19 protein-coding genes are annotated in these 19,804 nt (G+C 38.0%); 10 read left to right on the forward strand and 9 right to left on the reverse strand.

Translation table 11 applies throughout. The features are described 5' to 3' along the window. Positions 1-103: 103 nt before the first annotated feature. Complete coding sequence (locus AN486_RS03185) at positions 104-340, reverse strand: hypothetical protein (protein WP_290599238.1); 237 nt, start codon at positions 338-340, stop codon at positions 104-106. Between the two features lie 111 nt (positions 341-451). On the opposite strand from AN486_RS03185, the gene AN486_RS03190 reads away from it, so the two are divergent. From AN486_RS03190 to AN486_RS03200, 3 genes are all read left to right on the forward strand, one after another. Next, positions 452-841: a hypothetical protein gene (locus tag AN486_RS03190; protein ID WP_053537511.1), complete on the forward strand. Its 390-nt coding sequence runs from the start codon at positions 452-454 to the stop codon at positions 839-841. Further along, positions 838-1,272 carry an HNH endonuclease signature motif containing protein gene (locus tag AN486_RS03195; protein ID WP_027403415.1) on the forward strand — a complete coding sequence of 145 codons (435 nt, stop codon included), beginning with the start codon at positions 838-840 and terminating at the stop codon, positions 1,270-1,272. Before AN486_RS03190 ends, AN486_RS03195 begins: the two co-directional genes overlap by 4 nt. A 78-nt stretch (positions 1,273-1,350) precedes the next feature. Beyond that, positions 1,351-2,841 carry a UDP-N-acetylmuramoyl-L-alanyl-D-glutamate--2,6-diaminopimelate ligase gene (locus AN486_RS03200; protein WP_290599240.1) on the forward strand — a complete coding sequence of 497 codons (1,491 nt, stop codon included), beginning with the start codon at positions 1,351-1,353 and terminating at the stop codon, positions 2,839-2,841. A gap of 739 nt (positions 2,842-3,580) precedes the next feature. Here the strand turns inward: AN486_RS03200 and AN486_RS03205 are convergent. Continuing rightward, entirely contained in the window at positions 3,581-5,014 is a 1,434-nt protein-coding gene (locus tag AN486_RS03205) for a sensor histidine kinase KdpD (protein ID WP_053537513.1), read from the reverse strand. 466 nt (positions 5,015-5,480) lie between these two features. Between AN486_RS03205 and AN486_RS03210 the strand changes: the two genes are divergently transcribed. After that, positions 5,481-5,888 carry a BON domain-containing protein gene (locus tag AN486_RS03210; protein ID WP_290599242.1) on the forward strand — a complete coding sequence of 136 codons (408 nt, stop codon included), beginning with the start codon at positions 5,481-5,483 and terminating at the stop codon, positions 5,886-5,888. 575 nt (positions 5,889-6,463) lie between these two features. Here AN486_RS03210 and AN486_RS03215 read toward each other — a convergent pair. Next, positions 6,464-7,864 (reverse strand): amidohydrolase, encoded by a 1,401-nt coding sequence (locus AN486_RS03215; RefSeq protein WP_053537514.1) that lies wholly within the window; start codon positions 7,862-7,864, stop codon positions 6,464-6,466. An 82-nt stretch (positions 7,865-7,946) separates the two neighbouring features. On the opposite strand from AN486_RS03215, the gene AN486_RS03220 reads away from it, so the two are divergent. Together AN486_RS03220 and AN486_RS03225 are read left to right on the forward strand one after the other, a co-directional pair. After that, complete coding sequence (locus tag AN486_RS03220; protein ID WP_053537515.1) at positions 7,947-8,717, forward strand: cysteine hydrolase family protein; 771 nt, start codon at positions 7,947-7,949, stop codon at positions 8,715-8,717. A 52-nt stretch (positions 8,718-8,769) separates the two neighbouring features. Further along, complete coding sequence (locus tag AN486_RS03225; RefSeq protein WP_053537516.1) at positions 8,770-9,225, forward strand: cupin domain-containing protein; 456 nt, start codon at positions 8,770-8,772, stop codon at positions 9,223-9,225. A gap of 269 nt (positions 9,226-9,494) precedes the next feature. On the opposite strand, the gene AN486_RS03230 is transcribed toward AN486_RS03225, so the two are convergent. From AN486_RS03230 to AN486_RS03245, 4 genes are read right to left on the reverse strand one after another with little or no spacing between them, the layout of a single operon-like run. Beyond that, positions 9,495-10,763 carry a hypothetical protein gene (locus tag AN486_RS03230; protein ID WP_290599245.1) on the reverse strand — a complete coding sequence of 423 codons (1,269 nt, stop codon included), beginning with the start codon at positions 10,761-10,763 and terminating at the stop codon, positions 9,495-9,497. Between the two features lie 17 nt (positions 10,764-10,780). Beyond that, on the reverse strand, positions 10,781-11,587 hold the full coding sequence (locus AN486_RS03235) for an SDR family oxidoreductase (protein ID WP_053537518.1): 807 nt from the start codon (positions 11,585-11,587) through the stop codon (positions 10,781-10,783). Between the two features lie 29 nt (positions 11,588-11,616). Continuing rightward, positions 11,617-11,991, reverse strand: coding sequence for a hypothetical protein (locus AN486_RS03240; protein WP_290599248.1), 375 nt, complete (start codon positions 11,989-11,991; stop codon positions 11,617-11,619). After that, positions 11,928-12,104, reverse strand: a complete 177-nt coding sequence (locus AN486_RS03245) for a hypothetical protein (protein WP_199924350.1) — start codon at positions 12,102-12,104, stop codon at positions 11,928-11,930. The genes AN486_RS03240 and AN486_RS03245 overlap by 64 nt, the downstream gene beginning before the upstream one ends. 110 nt (positions 12,105-12,214) lie before the next feature. On the opposite strand from AN486_RS03245, the gene corA reads away from it, so the two are divergent. The 4 genes from corA (at position 12,215) to AN486_RS03265 (ending at position 17,814) form a co-directional block, all read left to right on the forward strand. Then, the gene (gene corA / locus AN486_RS03250) at positions 12,215-13,366 is read left to right on the forward strand and encodes a magnesium/cobalt transporter CorA (RefSeq protein WP_053537520.1); all 1,152 of its coding nucleotides are present in this window, start codon (positions 12,215-12,217) and stop codon (positions 13,364-13,366) included. Between the two features lie 518 nt (positions 13,367-13,884). Next, complete coding sequence (gene hemE, locus AN486_RS03255; RefSeq protein WP_290599251.1) at positions 13,885-14,937, forward strand: uroporphyrinogen decarboxylase; 1,053 nt, start codon at positions 13,885-13,887, stop codon at positions 14,935-14,937. A gap of 484 nt (positions 14,938-15,421) precedes the next feature. Further along, entirely contained in the window at positions 15,422-15,886 is a 465-nt protein-coding gene (locus AN486_RS03260; RefSeq protein WP_053537522.1) for a hypothetical protein, read from the forward strand. Positions 15,887-15,933: 47 nt separating this feature from the next. Next, positions 15,934-17,814, forward strand: a complete 1,881-nt coding sequence (locus AN486_RS03265) for an ABC transporter ATP-binding protein (RefSeq protein WP_290599253.1) — start codon at positions 15,934-15,936, stop codon at positions 17,812-17,814. Between the two features lie 356 nt (positions 17,815-18,170). On the opposite strand, the gene rnhA is transcribed toward AN486_RS03265, so the two are convergent. Next, entirely contained in the window at positions 18,171-19,079 is a 909-nt protein-coding gene (rnhA, locus tag AN486_RS03270) for a ribonuclease HI (protein WP_290599255.1), read from the reverse strand. An 87-nt stretch (positions 19,080-19,166) separates the two neighbouring features. Then, positions 19,167-19,601, reverse strand: coding sequence for a GNAT family N-acetyltransferase (locus tag AN486_RS03275; protein WP_290599257.1), 435 nt, complete (start codon positions 19,599-19,601; stop codon positions 19,167-19,169). Between the last annotated feature and the right edge of the window lie 203 nt (positions 19,602-19,804).

The following is a 19,804-nucleotide window of genomic DNA, read 5'->3' on the forward strand; positions in this document are numbered from 1 at the left end:
GGTGGATGTTCACCCATTTTTACCCACATTTTCCGTACACGAGTTAATTGTGGACGGTTCATTTTTAAAACAGAAATAGTGCCTCTCCCCACAGGTGTAAGTCCTACAATTTCTGTAGCAATTGATTATCAGCATTTTTTATTAATAAATTATCTAATTGAGTGTGAGTTTTGGGAGATAATACACTTTCTACCAAAGCTTGTAATTCATCTAAACTTAACCCAATTAATAATTCAGTATCTGCTGATAAGTTGGTTAGTTGTTGGTAAGTTTCCAGATTTAACAATACACCAACTGTTTCTCCCTGGGTATTAGTTATATACTGCACTGATTCAGACATGGTTTGGATTTCGTATGACTAGTTGTATTGTAACTTTTTATAAAAATAAAGGTTTATAAGATATAACAAATATTTATAATCAATAATATGAAGGAAACCTATCTAAAAAATATGAGTAACCAAATCACAATTACTCTACCAGATGACGTTTATCAAAAAGCTGAACACTTTGCACGTCTAGCAAACAGGGATTTAGCCAGCATCTTAGTTGATACTATCCAGTTTTCTATCCCACCTATTAGCCTAGAAGCAACAACCCTTGAACCTGTATCAGCACTTTCTGACCAGCAAGTTTTAGCTTTGACAGAATTACAAATGGAATCTGAAGAAGATATTCGTTTAAGTGAGTTACTGGATAAACAACAAGCTGGTATTGTTACAGAATCAGAACATTCTAAATTACAAACACTAATGCAAATTTATCAAGAGGGACTATTGCGAAAAGCTACTGCATTAAGTGAAGCTGTCAAACGTGGATTAATAAAAGAGTTAGGTGCGTGAGTTCTAGTCAAATTTCTGAAGAAGTTCGGGTTAAGGTGCGAAACCAGGCTAATCATCAATGTGGTTACTGTCTTAGTCTGCAAAAGTATGTATTGGGTATTTTAGAGATTGATCATATTATTCCCAAAGCCAAAGGTGGGACTGATAACGAAGAAAATTTATGGCTTGCTTGTAGACTATGCAACGGATACAAAGGTACTCAAACTCATGGTCTAGATCAAGTTACTGACAGCAAGGTAAAACTATTTAATCCTCGTCAGCAAACATGGTCATCTCACTTTGCTTGGACTAACAATGGTACACATATCATAGGATTAACTGCCTGTGGTCGTGTTACAGTTTTAGCTTTACAACTTAATAATATCTACGCAGTGACTGTGAGACAAGCCTGGGTTTCTGCTGGTTGGCATCCACCTGAAGACGTTTCTTGAATTTTGTTGTATCTCTCCCCATAAACAAAAAATAATGTTTAAATAGGCGCAAGACAAGCTTGTGGCGAGGTTCACTAGATGAAATTGCGGGAATTATTAGCGGCTGTAGATGGAATTGAGTCTGTAAATGTACCAGATATTGATATTCAAGGACTGAAAACTAATTCCCATGCCTGTGGTGTGGGCGATTTGTTTATTGGGATGCCAGGAAGTAGGGTAGATGGTGGGGAGTTTTGGCCGGGGGCTTTGGCTGCTGGTGCTGTAGCGGCGATTGTTTCTGCGGAAGCTATGAGGAAAAATCCGCCGACAGTAAACTCTGTGGTGATTAGTGCGGAGAATATGACTCAGGCTTGCGCTCAAATAGCTGCGGCTTTTTATGGTTATCCTGGACAAAAGCTGAAAATGGTGGGTGTGACGGGGACAAATGGGAAAACTACTACTACTCATTTGATTGAATATTTCTTAACTCAGGCTAATTTACCGACGGCGTTAATAGGTACGCTGTATACGCGCTGGCCTGGTTTTGAAGAGACCGCTGTGAATACTACTCCTTTTGCGGTAGATTTACAGCAACAATTGGCTAAGGCGATGAATGCCGGTTGTGATACTGGGGTAATGGAAGTTAGTTCTCATGCTTTGCACCAGGGTAGGGTTTTGAGTTGTGCTTTTGAGGTGGGGGTGTTTACTAATCTCACTCAGGATCATTTGGACTATCACTTGGATATGGAGGATTATTTTGCGGCGAAGGCGTTGTTATTTAGTCCTAATTATCTGCAAGGACGAGCAATTATCAATGCTGATGATGTCTACGGTCAACGGATAATTGCATCTTTGCATCGGGAACGGGTTTGGAGTTATAGCGTTAATGATAGTACGGCTGATTTTTGGATGAGTGATTTAAGTTATCAACCCTATGGGGTGAGTGGGATTTTACATACTCCTCAAGGTAATGTGGCTTTTAGTTCGCCTTTGGTTGGTCAATATAATTTAGAAAATCTTTTGGCTGCTGTGGGGGCGGTTGTCCATTTGGGGTTAGATTTGCAATTGGTAGCAGGTGCTATTCCTGGGTTTCCCGGTGTTCCTGGACGGATGGAACGGGTGCAAATTAGTTCACAACAGGATATTAGTGTGATTGTGGATTATGCCCATACTCCTGATAGTTTGGAGAATTTGCTCAAGGCGGCTCGGCCGTTTATTCCTGGTAAAATGATATGTGTATTTGGCTGTGGGGGAGACCGCGATCGCACTAAACGCCCGAAAATGGGGAAAATAGCGGCGGAACTCGCAGATATGGCTGTGGTGACATCAGATAATCCTCGCACGGAAAACCCGGAAAAGATATTAGAGGATGTGGTGGCAGGTATTCCTGATATGGTACAGGCAATGGTGATTAGCGATCGCTCTACCGCCATTCGGACAGCTATTTTACAGGCTCAACCTGGAGACGGTGTATTATTGGCTGGTAAAGGTCACGAAGATTATCAAATTCTCGGTACTGAAAAAATCCACTTTGACGACAGAGAACAAGCACGAGAAGCTTTACAGGAAAGAATAAAAAGCCAAAATTAGGTTCCTTAATTTTTCGTTAGTCCGCGTAGGCGGACTATCACTACGGGACGCTACGCGAACGTTTGTGTAGCCGCGTATCCCTAACGGGAGGCGAAGCCCTTAACGGGTGACAAGGTGACTAAACAGCTTGTTTCATAAGGGATAGAGCCTGAAAGCCACGTTGAAAAAAGAGGTGCTTATTGCCATCATTCAGGTGACAGGTTTAACTGGTACTTTAGGACTCAATAACTTTACAACCACCTTGGTGTAGCTTCTGGTATCCTTTAGGCAAACCACGTTGTAGAGACGGTTCATGAAAAATCTCTACATCAGCATTAAACCATCCTGTAATTGATGAGATATGTAAGGGTAAAGCATGAGCTAAACCCCTACGATATATCGAAGTTCAGGGAGTAGGGGCGCAGGGCCTGCGCCCATTCAGGAGTATGGCTAACGCCACGCTGCGCTAGCAGCCAACCCTAAATATCACTAAAATTAATAACATTGCCAGGTTGAATATCACTTTTTTGTCAATTTGTCAATAGGAAATTTTTGCGATCGCTCGAATTAGATCATTTCTGAGCGAATTCATGGCTAAAATTGTTGAGGGAATAGCTATTAATTTTGTAAAGTTTTGTATTAGCCTGGGAAATTAATTTCTGAAACTACTGTCAATAAAGGGTTTGAGACTAACATCTTCTGAAAGATCCAAAATTAACAATAGTAACCCAATTAATATATGGCAGCAGCATATTCACATTCAGATACCTCTAACTTCCAAAGGTAAAAAAATAGTCAACACTTCCCCATTTTGGGGACGTTGACGCACAATTAATTTCCCCCCAATTGCTTGAAATAAATGCTTAGTTGCCGCCATATTTAAACTAATTGCCCCTGTTTCCGGCTGAAACATCAATAATTGACCCAACGACTTCCGAATTGGTGGCGTTATCCGGTAGCCTTGATCTTGACAATCAAACTGAGGAGACAATTGCAACTTTAACTGATCACCAGCAGGAATTACTTGCACCTGAATACAACTACCAGGAGGTAAACTGCGCGTAAAATTCTCGATTAAACCAGTAAGTACCCTATCCAGCATCGCCGGATTACTAACCACCGTCGGTAACTGCTTCGGTAAAACCACATTTAAAGTTAAATTACGCCGAGTTGCCGCCAATTGCCAACGGGGAATACTCTGTTGTAAAACCTCATCCAAACACATCGGCGATAATTGGGAATTAGCAAATTTTGAAGGTTGTGATAAATTCTCTAACTCTGCCGCCTTAAATAATAACTCCATCCGGTCAATTTGCTCAGTACATTCATGATCAATAACCTCCAAACGACCGATAACATTAACAGGCAAATCCTTCCTTTTTAATAGTAATCGCGTCATCATCCTAATAGTCGTTAACGGAGTGCGAACCTCATGGGCAAAAGCTTGGAGCAACTCCACATCCGAACGAGATGGAGATTTTGGCGGTGGAGTAGGTGAATGAAAGGATAATGAAGTATGCGTAACTTCTGTGGGAATAGTTAACTCTTGCAGTAATAACTGACTAAATTGAATTACAACTTGATAATCTGGAGCAATAAAAGGATAATTTTGTACCTTAATATCTAAATCAGTAAACAATTCAGGATTAGTCAAAACCACCCTAGCACCTATAGATTCCCAAGCTTTTTGGACAACCGCTGATTCAAAAGAAAACAAAAATTCCTTCTTACCATTTTCATCTTCCGCCAAAACCAAAACTAATCTAAATTTATCTGTAAATATCAAACAAAACTGTTCCGCACCTAGAGGATCAGCCGGCAATAAAGGTAAAATAGATTCTTGAAAAGTAGCAGTATGGAAAGTATTTGTTTCTATATTATTTATATGCTGCGCCACTTCTGACGGCATCATAAATGGCATCAACGCCAAAGGATTAAAAGGTCTAGCTGTAAAAGTTATTGTTTGTAATCGTTGTGCTAGTTCGGGGTGACTAAATAAAGGTGCAGGTGCGGCTAATACCAAACCTTGAGGATCATGAGATGAACTTGTGGCTAAAGTTTTCAATAGCAAGTTCTCCGTAGCTGCCAGACTCACACGCCATTGCTGCTCCGCCTTAGCCGTAGAACACTCAGCGACAGGAGATTGATTTTTAGATAAAACTTCCTTGAGACTCGGCAAAATCCATTCGTACACAGTTTTTAACCTCTTGATTGCTTCAGCAGCTAATGGTGGTTATATTAGACATTTGCACTCTATATCCACGAGATTATCGTCATTGGGGTAAAGATAGAAAGTGGTATAACCGAACCTTCAAGGTGCAATATCCTCTCTTTGTCACCGAATCAGTCACCCATTACCAATCACCAGTAAACCAATCCCAAAAAAGATGCGGCTAAGTCTTGAGGATAGAGAATATATAGATAGTGGCTACCTGTGAGCATCAAACCGTTAATATTCGATAGCCATGAGTACAATTAAATTGGCTCTTTTCAATAAAAGCGTTTTAATTTAGTTATTGAAAAGTTGTCATTCTATCAGTTATCTGGATGTTTGGTTCATGACTTTTGGTTGTAGAAATTTAATTCTTTTTTAAGATTTGCTCCTGGGTATCACTCACAGTAAACTCCATCACTTCAAGTATTCAACTTTGGAAATCAACATGAAAAAGCTCATTCCTTTTCTAGTTAGTGGCGTTTTAGTAGCTGGCATGGTTGGTTGTCAAGAAGCACCAAAAACAGGTTCAGAAACTACTGGTACTAGCAGCACAACCCCCGTTCTTCCAGCCAAACCTGCTTCTGATACCACAAGAATTATAGATAATTCCACCGCAACTCCTACTACAACTTCTAAATCCACAACCGACTTAAAAACTGAAATTAGCAAAAAACTGAAAACAGTTCTACCCGGAAACAAGTTAGAAATAACTAACAAAGACGGTGAAATTATCCTCAAAGGAACAGCAACTTCTCAAAAAGAAATCACACAGGCTGAAACTTTCATTAAAGCAATACCTGGCGTGAAAAGTGTCAAGTTAGAAGCTATTGTAAAGACCGATAAAAAACCCTAGTACAGGTTGGCGTAAATAACATGACTATTAAAAGCTCTGAAAATTTGATTAGACATCTCGAAAAAAGATTGTACAGCCGAGAATCCCTACCCATATAACGTTTCTACAAGGGTTTCAGGTCACGTATCTTTAATTTCTGGAGATGTCTATTGATTACAAGGCTTAAAAATGGTTGCTTTATTTACGCCATGATGTACTGGCTGCTTGATTTTATACCACTCTCACTTACCCGCAAGTTAGGCTATGAGATTGCTATAGCGGTATGCACTTGAATGAGATACATTCAGCAAATCGTAAAATCTGTAGGGGCGGGGTTTCCTCGCCCTTAATGACTCTTGTGGTGCGGGCATCTTGGCAGCTATGTGTACCTCATAACACAAGAGGGTGTTTTAAAAGTCATGATTGCTGTATTAAATATTTTACCCCTCCCTAACCCTCCCCTTATAAAGGGGAGGGAACTGGATTTTTATTGTTTCTCCCCTTTACAAGGGGAAAGGGGGGGTAACAATATGATGAAAATTACGGGATACCACTTTTTAAACATCCTCTAAGGAAGTGCCGTATATTGCTTAACATTAATCTAATCCCATAACTTGCCGATAACGAGGTGTTAATTTATCTACATTAGCTGATTTAGGCTGTGTTTCCCAGTGACTTCGGTTAAATAATTCTTGTCGTAGTTCATCAATATTAATTGTAGTAATTTTCCCATTACTAATAATTTGCTTACCATTTACCCAAGCACTATTAACAACATTGACAGGACGACCTAAAACTAATAAACCAATAGGATCTGTGCGGGGAAGTAATGATAAATTATTGAGATCATATAAAACTAAATCAGCTTTTTTACCAACAGTAAGAGAACCAAGTTCCTCTTCTACATTTAAACCTTTTGCACCCCCTAAAGATGCCATTTTTACAGCTTGCCTGGGTGTAATCCAGTATTGATAATCTGGTTCTGTAAGATTATGTAGAATCGAACCAATTTTAATAGCTTCTAACAAGTCTTGGGAGTCATTGCTAGAAGCACCATCACAGCCAAAGGTGACATTAACCCCCGCTTGAATATATTTGATAATTGGGGCAATACCACTGCCTAAACGGAGGTTACTTAAAGGATTGTGGACGACTGTAGATTGTGTTTGGGCAAGAATATTAATATCAGATTCCTTCAACCATACACAATGTGCTAAAGTTGTGCAACTGTTCAAAAAACCAAGTCGTTGTAAATGGGCAACCGCAGTACAACCATACTTTTCTTTAGCCAGGTTTTCCTGGGCTTTGGTTTCTAATAAATGGGTATGACGGCAAAGATCATACTTATTACTTAATGAAATACATCCTGTAAATAAATCATCGCTGCATAATTGAATCCCCGTCGGGGCAACTAAAATATTAATTCCTACCTCTGGTTGATGAAATTGTTTTACCGCTGTTTCCATAATTGCTAAAGTTTCCCCAGAAGAACGAAAATAAGGTTCATGATTTGCTTGTAATTCTCCATTGGGTATGCCCATACTCAAAGATTCATCTTGAATTAGAGGGGCAATAAAAGCCCGGATGCCTACTTCTTGATAAGCGCGAACTGCTGTAGCAATAGTTTCTAATTCTTCTCCAGGAATTAATACTAAATGATCTACTACACTTGTTCCCCCAGAAAGTAAAGTTTCTACTGCCGTTCCCAAAGCACTAAGATAAACTTGTTCTGTATTTAAAGGAGTAAAATCATATAAATGTGCTAACCATAATTCAAGAGGTAAAGGGGGAATTACTCCTCGTTGCCACATTTCCGAAGAATGGGTATGGGCATTAAAAAAACCAGGAAGCAGCAGTTTGTTCTCTCCATTAATTTCTGTGCCAATTATTTCTAAATTAGGGGTAATAGCGGTGATTTTACCATCTATAACCTGTACGTCTGTAGTTACGTAACTATCGGCAACGCTAATTAAAGTATTCTTAATTGTAAAGTTCATGATTTTAACCTTAATTAAGTAATTGATCTATTAACATAATTTTAAGCTACAACGTAAAAAACGATATCGAGAATTGGCATTTATGAATCTACCCACTCAGAAATTAGGATTTGCACCCAATAACTGGCAAGTAAATCAGACATTTGCAGATATTACTCGTCCTCAAAAGACTCCACGACCAGCCATTTTAGCCACAGAAACTAAAACTCTGCGTTGCGACTTATCCAAAGCTGCTATCATTGTCATTGATATGCAAAATGATTTTTGTCATCCTGATGGTTGGTTAGCACACATTGGTGTAGATGTTAACCCTGCCCGTCAACCGATTGCCCCCCTGCAACAATTGTTACCACAACTGCGGGCTGCTGATATACCTATAATTTGGCTAAATTGGGGAAATCGTCCAGATTTACTAAATATCAGTGCCGGTTTATTGCACGTATACAACCCCACGGGGGCAGGAGTCGGATTAGGTGATCCCCTTCCCAGCAACGGTTCTCAGGTACTAATGCAGGGCAGTTGGGCTGCTGCTGTGGTGGAAGAACTAGAACAGCTACCAGAAGACATCCAGGTTGATAAGTATCGTATGAGTGGATTTTGGGATACACCGTTAGACAGTATTTTACGAAATTTAGGTTTAACTACACTATTCTTTGCTGGTGTAAATGCTGATCAATGTGTTTTATCAACTTTGTGTGATGCCAATTTTTTAGGATATGACTGTATTTTAGTCAAAGATTGTACCGCGACAACTTCACCGGAATATTGTTGGTTAGCGACTTTATATAATGTCCAACAATGTTTCGGTTTTGTAACAGATTCTTCTGCAATTGTAACCGCAATTCATCATTAATTTAATTGGAGTAAAAACACCAATTACCAATTACTAATTACCCATTACCAATATGTACGATACTCGTTGTGTAATTCCCATTATCAAATCTCCCAAAGATTATCAAGCATATCGGATTAGTCCCCATGACTCTAACCGATTAGCAATTATCTTTGATTCTGCAAGTGCAAATACTTCTTTAACTTGTTGTATAGAAATCTTTGATGTCGGTGGACAAACACCACCAAATCGGCATCAATGGGCTGTAGAAATGTTTTTTATTCTCAAAGGAGAAGGCATTGCAATTTGTGACGGGAAAACGGTAAATATCAAAGCTGGAGATAGTTTATTAGTACCACCAACAGGGATGCATTTAATTAAAAATACTGGTGAAAACCGTCTTTATGCCTTAACCATTATGGTTCCCAATGAGGATTTTTCGGAACTAATTCGCAGTGGTATTCCCGTAGAATTAGATGCTGAAGATATGACTATTCTGGGAAGATTAGATTCTTTGAAGTTTTTTTAGATTACAAAAAACCGGACCAGGTAAGAAAATAGGCGTTGGATAATGGCGGTATGAGAGGTTGTTTGAAAAGTATTAGATGAAACTGATAATCTCCAGAAACCTAACCCCCCTTCCCTACCTTTTTCAAACATCCTCTGAAAATCAAAAATTCCCTTTCTCAAACTCTTACTCTTTGCGCCTCTGCGTCTCTGCGTGAGAAAAATTCATACTTTCATTCAGCAACGCCAGAAAATCAAAGTTTTTGCTGAGGTTATTTACACTCCTCAACTCTAATTCTTTTCCACAATACCACCGTTATCTATGGCACTATAAGTATCATTGTTGACTAAACCCAACCAAGGATCAGAACTGGGAGTTAAAAATAATTCAGCATAAACTTTTTCATTCAACTGATTAATATTTGATGTTTGATTTTCGGCTAAAAACCATTGATGAATTTGTCTGTGTAGCAGATATTCGTTTTTGACAGTATCTAAAGCCATGACGGTTTCAAAATTACGAATTACTCTGGATAAATTATTTTTATCTGTTGTATTTGGTAACTTTTTATCTTCAATTAAAGTTATACTATTTTTATCCAGTCTAGCATCGTTTTGATATAGCCTAGCTAATTTATTCCAAGTTGCTTGGTTAAGAATTTCTGAAGAAGTTTCTGCTGGTTCTGGTTGAATATAATTCAGAATTGGTCTTTCAACTACTGCTTTAGAAACTGCTAAGGAACTTGCTAATCTAGCATTAGGAGATGATGTAGGATTATTTGTGCGAACTAACTGGGGTAGAGATTGAATACCCAATTTAGATAAATCTGTTCTCCATTGGTTTTGAATGTCGTCAAGACGGCGCAGATGGTATTGTTGTAATAATAAATTGTATTTTTCACCATTTTGATTACTTAAAATTCTTGCAATTACTTCGCCTTGCTGGAGTTGTTTAAGAAAAGCTTTTGGTCCATAAAGTCCGGGAATGGCATCAATGGGACGACCAGAACTATCTAAAATATAATGAATACTATTACCGGTGATGGTTCTTTCTAATTTGCGTCCGTCACCAAAATCAATTGTTACTTTGGGAACAGGACGAACACTTTGCCAATGTAAGATAAATTTGTCTCTTAATTCTTGGGAAATTTCAGCATTGGGATATAATGCTACTCTAAAAAACCGGCTATTGGCACAACTAAGGTCTGTATCTAATCTCCCCAATAATCTTAAAGAAAGGATTGGTTTACCACTAAGTTTAGCAGCAGCTTTGGCTTGTTCTAAATCGGTATACCAATATAATTTGGAAGCATAACAATCTCGTTGTTGACACAATTGATCTAAAGCTGTTTTAATTTGTGGTTTTGGTGGAGATGTTAGGTTATTAATATGGGATTTGAGAAATGTTTGTAATCCTGTTTGTCCTTGTGTCCGTAATTTGGTAACTTCTTCAGATAGTTGAGATGTTTGTGATTCTGGTGTTTGAGTATAACCTGCTGGTGAAAAAACAAAACTAGCAAATATTAAAAGAAGTGGGATTTTAAAGTTATTCAATTTCATGTTTTTTGCTCTCTTTTTTATAATTGTGAAAAAAGATTTTGCCAATCAATTATAGTCGGTCTATTTCCTTGATTAACTATTTCAAAAACTTTATTCACAGAACTTTGATAAAATAAACTTTCTACACAGGTTGCAGCTACATCAATGCGGCTAGTATCACCGGAAATTGTGTCTCCTGTTCCGAAAATGATGTTTAATTTACCTCCACTTGTGGCTTTGAGTAAGGTATTGAGATCATAGGATGTATATGGTCCATCGGTTAAACGTCCGGGACGAATAATAGTATAAGGAATTCCCGAATTAATAATGGCTTGTTCTCCTTTTTCTTTAGCGTCAAGTACACCAAAAAGATTCAGAATATTAAATGGAAATTGATGTTTACGCAGAATTCCACAGGAAGAAACAAATACGAAGCGGTTGAGGTTTTTTGGTGCTGCTGATATAAGATTAATTACACCCTGTGTATCAACTTTAGTGGGGGTATTTTTGGCTTTATCTTCTAGGAATTGGGGATTAAATACGGTAATTCCTAATTCGATTATGTTGGGGGTTTGATTAAATTCCCATCTTGCGGAGGGGAAAGCGGTAGTTCCTGTACAACAAATAATACAGGTAATATTTACCATTGCTGCTGTGAGACTGCTAGGTTTACAGATATCACCAATTGCAATTTCTACTTTGTTATTAAACATTTTGGCGGCTTTTTCGGCATCCCTGGTGAGAATACGAACTTGTAAGCCTTTTTCTAATAGTTTACTAACTACAAGTTGTCCAACTCCACCGGTAGAACCGACAACTAAGATGAGATTTTCACTAGTATTCATAAATGGAAGATTTCTGGAATAGGGGATATTTAATCTACAATAATTTCGGTTTTACCTTTATGTCCATGAATTAATATAATTTGTTCCCATCCTTGAGTATACCAGGCTGTGGATTTAGGTGCTTTCAACCATTGCATAATTGCAATATTAGCAGAATTTTGACCAATATCTTGATGGAAAAGTTGAAAATAACATCCTATGGCAACTATACCAGTACCGCTGATACCTGTTACATCTTTATCTCTTACTAGTTTAAAGCTTTGTAGATGATAATGATCTCGTGAGTTTTCTCCAAATACTAATGTTCTCCCTCTTTGATTTTGCAGTTGTTGAAAGGATGCTAGAGATGGAAAGGTGACATAACTGGAATGTGGTAAAATTCTAGCGATAGCTGCGCTGACCAAAGGTACGCTACTTGTCCATCTGGTAAAATAAAACCACCACCTATAATCTGCTGCAATGGTTTTGCTTCAGTTTCAATTAACCAAAATGTTTGCTGATTTGGTTGCATAAGCATATTTTTATTTTATTTGTATATAGAAATTACCATTTCCGTAATGCAAAATTAAGAAAATTATATGATATGAGTTAAAATTTTAGACAGTAATATCTAAAGAGTAAAAATTCATGGTTAGAAAAATTCGCCGCGCTACCAAAGCTATGAAGAAGTCACGGGGGAAGGAATTCTATCACGAACCAGGAACTCAACCAGGAACAATCATTGTTGATGAAAATGCTGAACAACCAATTATTTTTCTCATTGACTATAATCAAACTGAACTCATTCATAAACAAATAAGTTACCCTGAAGAATGTCTTAATTATTTGGATACAGAATCAGTTTCTTGGGTGGATGTTCAAGGTTTAGGTAGTAAAGATATTTTACATCGTTTAGGTCAAACTTTTGATTTACATCCTCTGATTTTGGAAGATATTGTCAACATGGTAGAACGACCAAAAATTGAGGATTATGAAGATCAATTAGTAATTATTGCCCACATGGTTGTACCTAATCATAATAATGGCAGTTTTTATAGTGAACAAGTAAGTTTAGTCTTAGGCAAATATTATGTTTTGACAGTCCAGGAAGAACCAGAACATGATTGTTTTGATGGTGTGAGAATGAGAATTAATAAGAATAAAGGTATTATCCGCAGACAAGGTAGTGATTACTTGGCTTATTCTTTATTAGACGCAATTATTGATGGATTTTTCCCAGTTTTAGAACTGTATGGGGAAAGAATTGATGATTTAGAAGAAGAAGTAATCGTTAATCCTAGTCAACAAACATTACAAAAAATATATCAAATTCGGCGAGAATTATTACAACTACGTCGCGCAATTTGGCCACAAAGAGATGCAATTAATTCTTTAATTAGAGATGGTAGTGAATTAATTAGTGATGATGTGAGAATATATCTGCGAGATTGTTATGATCATGCAGTCCAAGTGATGGATATAGTGGAAACTTATCGAGAATTAGTGGCTGGTTTAATGGATGTGTATTTATCGGCAATCAGTAATAAAATGAATGAAATTATGAAGTTGCTAACGGTGGTTTCTTCTATTTTTATTCCCTTAACTTTTATTGCTGGGGTATATGGGATGAATTTCAATACTGAAAAATCGCCCCACAATATGCCAGAATTAAATTGGTATTGGGGCTACCCCCTATGTTTAGGAGCAATGGCGTTAATTGCTACCAGTCTAATATACTTTTTCTGGCGACGGGGTTGGCTGACTAATTCTGTTAATTTCCAAAAAGATATTCATCGCTAATGTCCATAAAATAGAGACGTTTTCTTCAACATCTCTAAGTTTTAAATGTAATTAAATAACGGGTGCGGCTGTAAACACAAACCACAGCAACAATGCTAAAACTAAGACACTAATTTTTACGAGCAGATACGCATAAGCATGAGGGATGAGCAAATTTTGGGTTGTCATATTCTACCTCTACTTACTAGCGGTTAATTAGTTATTTAACAAAAGGAGTCTTTTTTTCTCAACTCCATTTTCTTATATTTCTATTATCGCTTAAAAATGGGTGAAAAAGATGCTTCGTAAAGTTTCGTTAACAAAGGGCGCAGGCCCTGCGCCCCTACATCTTTCTTAAATTTTTGATTTACACATTTACGCTAAAATGTCAAGATATTTTTCTGGGCAAAGAAACCCATAACGTTTTATTAAGTTAAGTCAAGCAACCTTAAGACCTGTATAGATAGGTAGATCAAGAGGAATCTGAGGATGGTAAGCTAAATGGTGAAATATAAAAGTGACTTAGGACGAAGTGTTAAATGGGTGTTTCCTTAACGGCTCCTCTCCTGCTTCGGGCTGCTCGTGGTGAACAAGTAGATCGTCCTCCTGTATGGATGATGCGACAAGCGGGACGCTACATGAAAGCTTACCGGGATTTGCGGGAAAAATATCCTTCATTCCGCGATCGCTCAGAAATTCCCGAAGTGGCGATCGAAGTTTCCCTCCAACCCTGGAGAGCGTTTCAACCCGATGGAGTAATTTTGTTTTCCGATATTGTCACCCCCTTACCAGGAATGGGGATTGATATGGATATTGCGGAAGGAAAGGGACCGATTATTTATTCGCCCATACGCACTAAACAACAAGTTGATCAACTGCATTCCTTAGATCCAGAAACAGCACTGCCGTTTATCAAAACGATTTTGCAAGCATTACGGCAGGAAGTGGGTAATCAATCAACGGTGTTAGGCTTTGTCGGCGCACCTTGGACTTTAGCAGCTTATGCGGTGGAAGGTAAGGGTTCTAAAACCTATTCCATCATCAAAAACATGGCTTTCTCAGATCCGACAATTCTCCATCAGCTACTCACTAAATTAGCTGATTCTATCGCTGATTATGTCCGCTATCAAATTGATTGTGGCGCTCAAGTAGTACAAATGTTCGATTCTTGGGCAGGACAATTAAGCCCTCAAGATTATGATACCTTTGCTCTACCTTATCAAAAAATGGTGTTTCAGAAGGTAAAAGCCACTCATCCTGACACACCATTAATTTTGTTGGTGACAGGTAGTGCCGGACTTTTGGAAAGAATGCCTGCTTCTGGTGCAGATATCATTACCGTAGACTGGGCAGTAGATATGGCAGATGCTAGAGCTAGATTAGGTAAGCACGTCAAAGTACAGGGTAATCTTGATCCGGGTGTATTATTTGGTTCTAAGGAATTTATCCGCGATCGCGTTTTGGACACCGTTCGCAAAGCTGGTAACTGGGGACATATCCTCAATCTCGGTCATGGTGTCCTCCCCGAAACACCAGAAGAAAACGTCGCTTTCTTCTTTGAAACTGCCAAAAATCTCAACGCTTTGGTCTAGTTTTTCGGGTGGGTTTTTTGCCCACCTGATTTTTATTAAACGCAGATGAGGAAATAACGAACCACAGAGGCACAGAGGACACAGAGAGAAATTTCTGTTATTTTTGAATAGGTTAACGGTAACATCCTGTACATCCTTAAATCCTGATTCTGACTAAATATTTTTCTGTAATCTTTAGATTTTACAGTCCACAAGTCTCGACGCGAGAGAACACACCAACCCACGGGGACAATGATACCCACCGACCACTAGGTGAGGGAGGCGACCTTCTGGTGCTTTTTTTATATTATAAAAAGAAACATCACTGTCGTATAAAAAACCTTTTATCGGTTTCATCTAATACTTTTCAAACAACCTCTTAGAGAAGTCGGGGATCTTGTTTTTCATAACTAATTTAGGATCGCTATATAGTCCAGGTGATTAAAAATTGCCTAGTACAGTGTATATTAATAATTGACAAAATAATTAAAGGAGAATTTACTCCATGAACAAATTATTAGATGAAACCCTATCCAATGAAATTGCCAAAACTATCAAAAGTAAAGCCAAAAAACCTTTTGATAATGCCTATAAAGCAGTTTTAATCACCGAAGGGGCAAAGTATATTCAAGGCTTTTTAGTATTTGCAGGTCAGCCTTATAAACCAGTTGAACATGGTTGGATTGAAGTTAATGATGTAATTATAGATCCGACACTTCCCCATTTACAAAAAAATCCCCAAGAACTGTATTATTTTCCCGCCCAAAGCCTGAGTGCCAAAAAGCTCAAAGCCATTATTGAAGAATCCAAAGAAGATTATCCAGAGGATGATCCTTTACCTATTTATGGTGAAGCCCCCTATGATTATTATGGTGATGTTATGTTGGGTGGTCTAGAATATTTGACAGCTTATCAAGCAGCACAGGCCAAATGTCAAGAAATCAATGGCTTAAATTTTGAAAAAAATTAGTCCCCCAGGGCAGAATTTCACATTATTTTCCTCCTAAATTGTTATTTATGGGCATCTCTCCATCTCCAACTAAATCCAATTCCGAATACCGTCGTCGAGAAAATGACTGGCGGTTATTTTTACGCTTAGTTCCCTATGGTCGTCGTCATGGCAAACTATTAGCAGTATCCATGTTGATGCTTGTTCCTATTGCTGTTGCTAGTGCTATCAAACCCCTATTAGTAGGACAGGCAATTTCTTTAATTCGCAAAGAACCTAGCACATATCAATTTCTTCAAAATATGCCTTTATGGCAAGGCTTAAATATCCTGATCGGACTGTTGCTTATTGCAACTACCTTGCGCTTAGTATTAACAGGTGTCCAAGGTTATTTAGTTCAGAAACTAGGGCAAAAAATTACGGCGGCTATTCGTGAGGATTTATTTACTCATGTGACATCTTTAGCTGTGCGGTTTTTTGATCAGACACCTGTAGGTAAATTGATTACTAGACTAACGAGTGATGTCGAAAGTTTAGGAGATGTTTTTTCCACTGGGGCTGTAGGCATTGTCTCTGATTTACTATCTATGGTAGTAATTGTGGGATTGATGTTTTCAATTCAATGGCAACTTGCTTCTTTGTTGATATTCATCCTCTTGCCAGTAACTTGGTTGATAATTTATTTTCAACAGCAGTATCGAAGGGCTAATTATAAAACCAGGGAAGAACTTTCTACACTCAATTCTCAACTTCAAGAAAATATTGTCGGTATTAATATAGTTCAATTATTTCGCCGCGAAAAATTTAATGTTGAGTTATTTCGATCTGCTAACCAACGTTATATTAAGGAAGTAGATATTAGCATTTGGTATGATTCCGCAGTTTCTGCAACCTTAGAATGGATTGGTTTAATTGCCGTTGCTGGGGTACTATGTTTAGGTGGTTGGTTATTATTAAATCAACAAATCTCTTTTGGGATTTTATCAGCATTTATTTTATATGCCCAACAATTTTTTGAACCATTGCGGAATTTTGCGGAAAAGTTTACGGTGATTCAATCTGGTTTTACGGCTATTGAACGGGTAGTTGATATTTTAGATGAACCTATCGAAATTAAAGATTACTCTCAGCCTCGAAGTTTAAATGTAGATTTTGAATTTGGCTATATTAATGAGATAGCTTCTAAGTTAGAATCTCAAGATTTTACACCCGTTCCGGCTTTGGGAGAAATTAAGTTTGAAAATGTTTCCTTTGCTTATAAAGATGATGATTACGTTATTAAGAATTTAGACTTTACCATTCACCCAGGGGAAAAGGTGGCTTTAGTTGGTCCAACTGGTGCCGGGAAAAGTTCGATTATTCGCCTGTTATGTCGTCTTTATGAACCAACCCAAGGGCGCATTCTGATTGATGGTGTGGATATCCGCGAGATTCCCCAGGTGGAACTAAGACGTTATATGACGGTGATTTTACAAGAGGCGTTTTTATTCGCTGGTGATGTCAAAAGTAATATTACTTTGGGTGACAATTACAGTTTTGCAGAAATTCAACAAGCAGCAGAAAAAACAAATGTGGCGACGTTTATTAACCAATTACCTCAAGGTTATGATACTCAGTTACGAGAACGAGCAACTAATCTTTCTAGTGGACAAAAACAACTTTTAGCCTTTGCGAGGGCGGCTATTCGTAATCCACAAATTTTGGTTTTAGATGAAGCTACAGCGAGTTTAGATGTGGGAACGGAGGCTTTAGTTCAAGAAGCTTTAAATCAGTTGTTAATACAACGAACTTCAATTATTATTGCTCACCGTCTCTCGACGATTCGGAATGTAGACCGGATTTTTGTGTTGAAACGGGGGGAATTAATTGAACAGGGAAGTCATGAAGAATTATTACAACAACAAGGATTTTATGCGACTTTGCACAATTTACAAATGTTAGGAGCTTAATCAAAGGTGTGCTATACTCAACACGGCTTAAATTATTTGATTCTGCGGGTAGGGGTTTAGCATTGCTCATTAGTGTCAACTTAGGCTAGGGATACTTAGGCAATCTCAGTACAAGTAGCTTATTTGTTTGGCTAAAGAAACCCGCCGGGAACTTAAGTTCCCGGCTGAAAGCTCAAGTGCGTTAAAACGCACTCTGGTTAACTCAAAATCAAAAATTATCCTATTGACGCGAAGATAGTCGGTTTTAACCGACTTTAGCTTTTAGACAGGGAATTTATTCCCTGGCTTGAAGAGACATCAATTTACGTTAAGTTGACACCAAAGAGCAAGTCCTAATTAAAAATTCCTGAATTATTTTAATCTATTTCTGTTGCTATTTTGTCCCCACGTTCAAGTTCCCAGAGAATTTGATTACCTTCACGTCTTACTCGTGAAACTATCCAATTTCGCCAACGCCATTCATCACCTCTGCTGGTAACGGCGCTAGAGTGAACACCCATTAAGTCTGCTAATTCTGAACTGGTAATTAGGTAGCCTTTTTCGGCAATTTCGTCTGCAATCCGTAAGGTTTCCACCAAGTTGCGAAGTTGTAAAACCCTGATTTCAGTGGGTTGTTCGTTGGTTGTAGTCGCAGTTGGTGTTGTAGATGGTTCCATAGTGCTTGTATCTGATGCAGACGGACTGCTTTCTAGTGTGTTTTTATTAGTTATTGTAGAGTTTATTGGATCATTAGGTACTTTTACTACGCTTATTTCCCCAATTTTAGGTAAAGTTTCGTGAAGAAAGTCGGCTAATGACTGTTTGAGGTGAGGGATTTTATGGTTGGCGAAGGAACGCGCAATGACATCACAGCGTTCATTGCCAATATTACCAGAATGTCCGCGAACGTGTTCCCATTGTACCAGTCGGCTATTGAGTTGATCCAGAATTTCTAGGAGGTCTTGGTTTTGGACGGGATTCCCATCTGCTTTTTTCCAGCCGTTCTTTTTCCAGCCTTTTACCCATTTTGTCACACAATCAATTAGATATTTACTATCTGTGTACAGGGTAATAGGTTCAGTTTGTCGAGATGATTTGAAAAATTCCAAGGCGGCGATCGCAGCTTGCATTTCCATTTTATTATTAGTGGTGTGCTGGGATGAATCACCCATTTCGTGAACTGAACCATCACTAAAATAGACAACTGTACCCCAACCACCAGGTCCAGGATTGCCTGTGCAAGCACCATCTGTGTATATACTTTGAATTAGACGTTGAGTAGACATAGTGCAAGTATCAAACCGTAAATATCATCAAGAAAGTCATTACTGACGAATTTTAGTCAATAGTCTTCAGACTATCATAGTTAATAATCATGGTTCTATTCCTCCCATAACTGAATCATACTGGTGCATTATTTTCAGTGCATTTACATCATATATAAAACCCCACCGTTCATAAAAAGGAATCATTTCTGGTAAACAGAAAAGAGCGATATCTTCTACTGCTTTTAATTGGGTATGATTAACGACTTCATCTAATAATTTAGCACCAAATCCCATTTTTCTATAACTAGGTTTAACAATCACATCATAAAGAACTCCGCGATAAACAAAATCAGTCAAAACACGACAGAAAGCAATTAGTTCTTTTTCCTCATTTATTAAAGCAATAATAATATCAGATGCAGTCAACATTTTGGTAACACCTTGATATGTCCGATTTTTACTCCAAAATTCATGTTTGTATAATTCCACAAGTTCAAAGATTTGAGTTTCATTTAATTGGTTAACAACTTGGTAATTCATTTTTTAAACTTTATTGTGCATAGTTTTGATCTAATGTGGATTTTATCTCTTGTAGGGTGCGTCAGACCCAATGATTTGGTAAAAAACAGATTTCCTCTATCTGACGCACCTTACTAAATATGTAATGTGGATTTTATGTTATGAGGTACAAGAACCCCAGCCCCAACCCCCTCCCCGCAAGCGATGAGGGGGCTATGATATAC

Origin of the sequence: Anabaena sp. AL93 (assembly GCF_001672085.1) — a bacterium.
In the GTDB taxonomy this organism is placed as follows: Bacteria; Cyanobacteriota; Cyanobacteriia; order Cyanobacteriales; family Nostocaceae; genus Dolichospermum; species Dolichospermum heterosporum.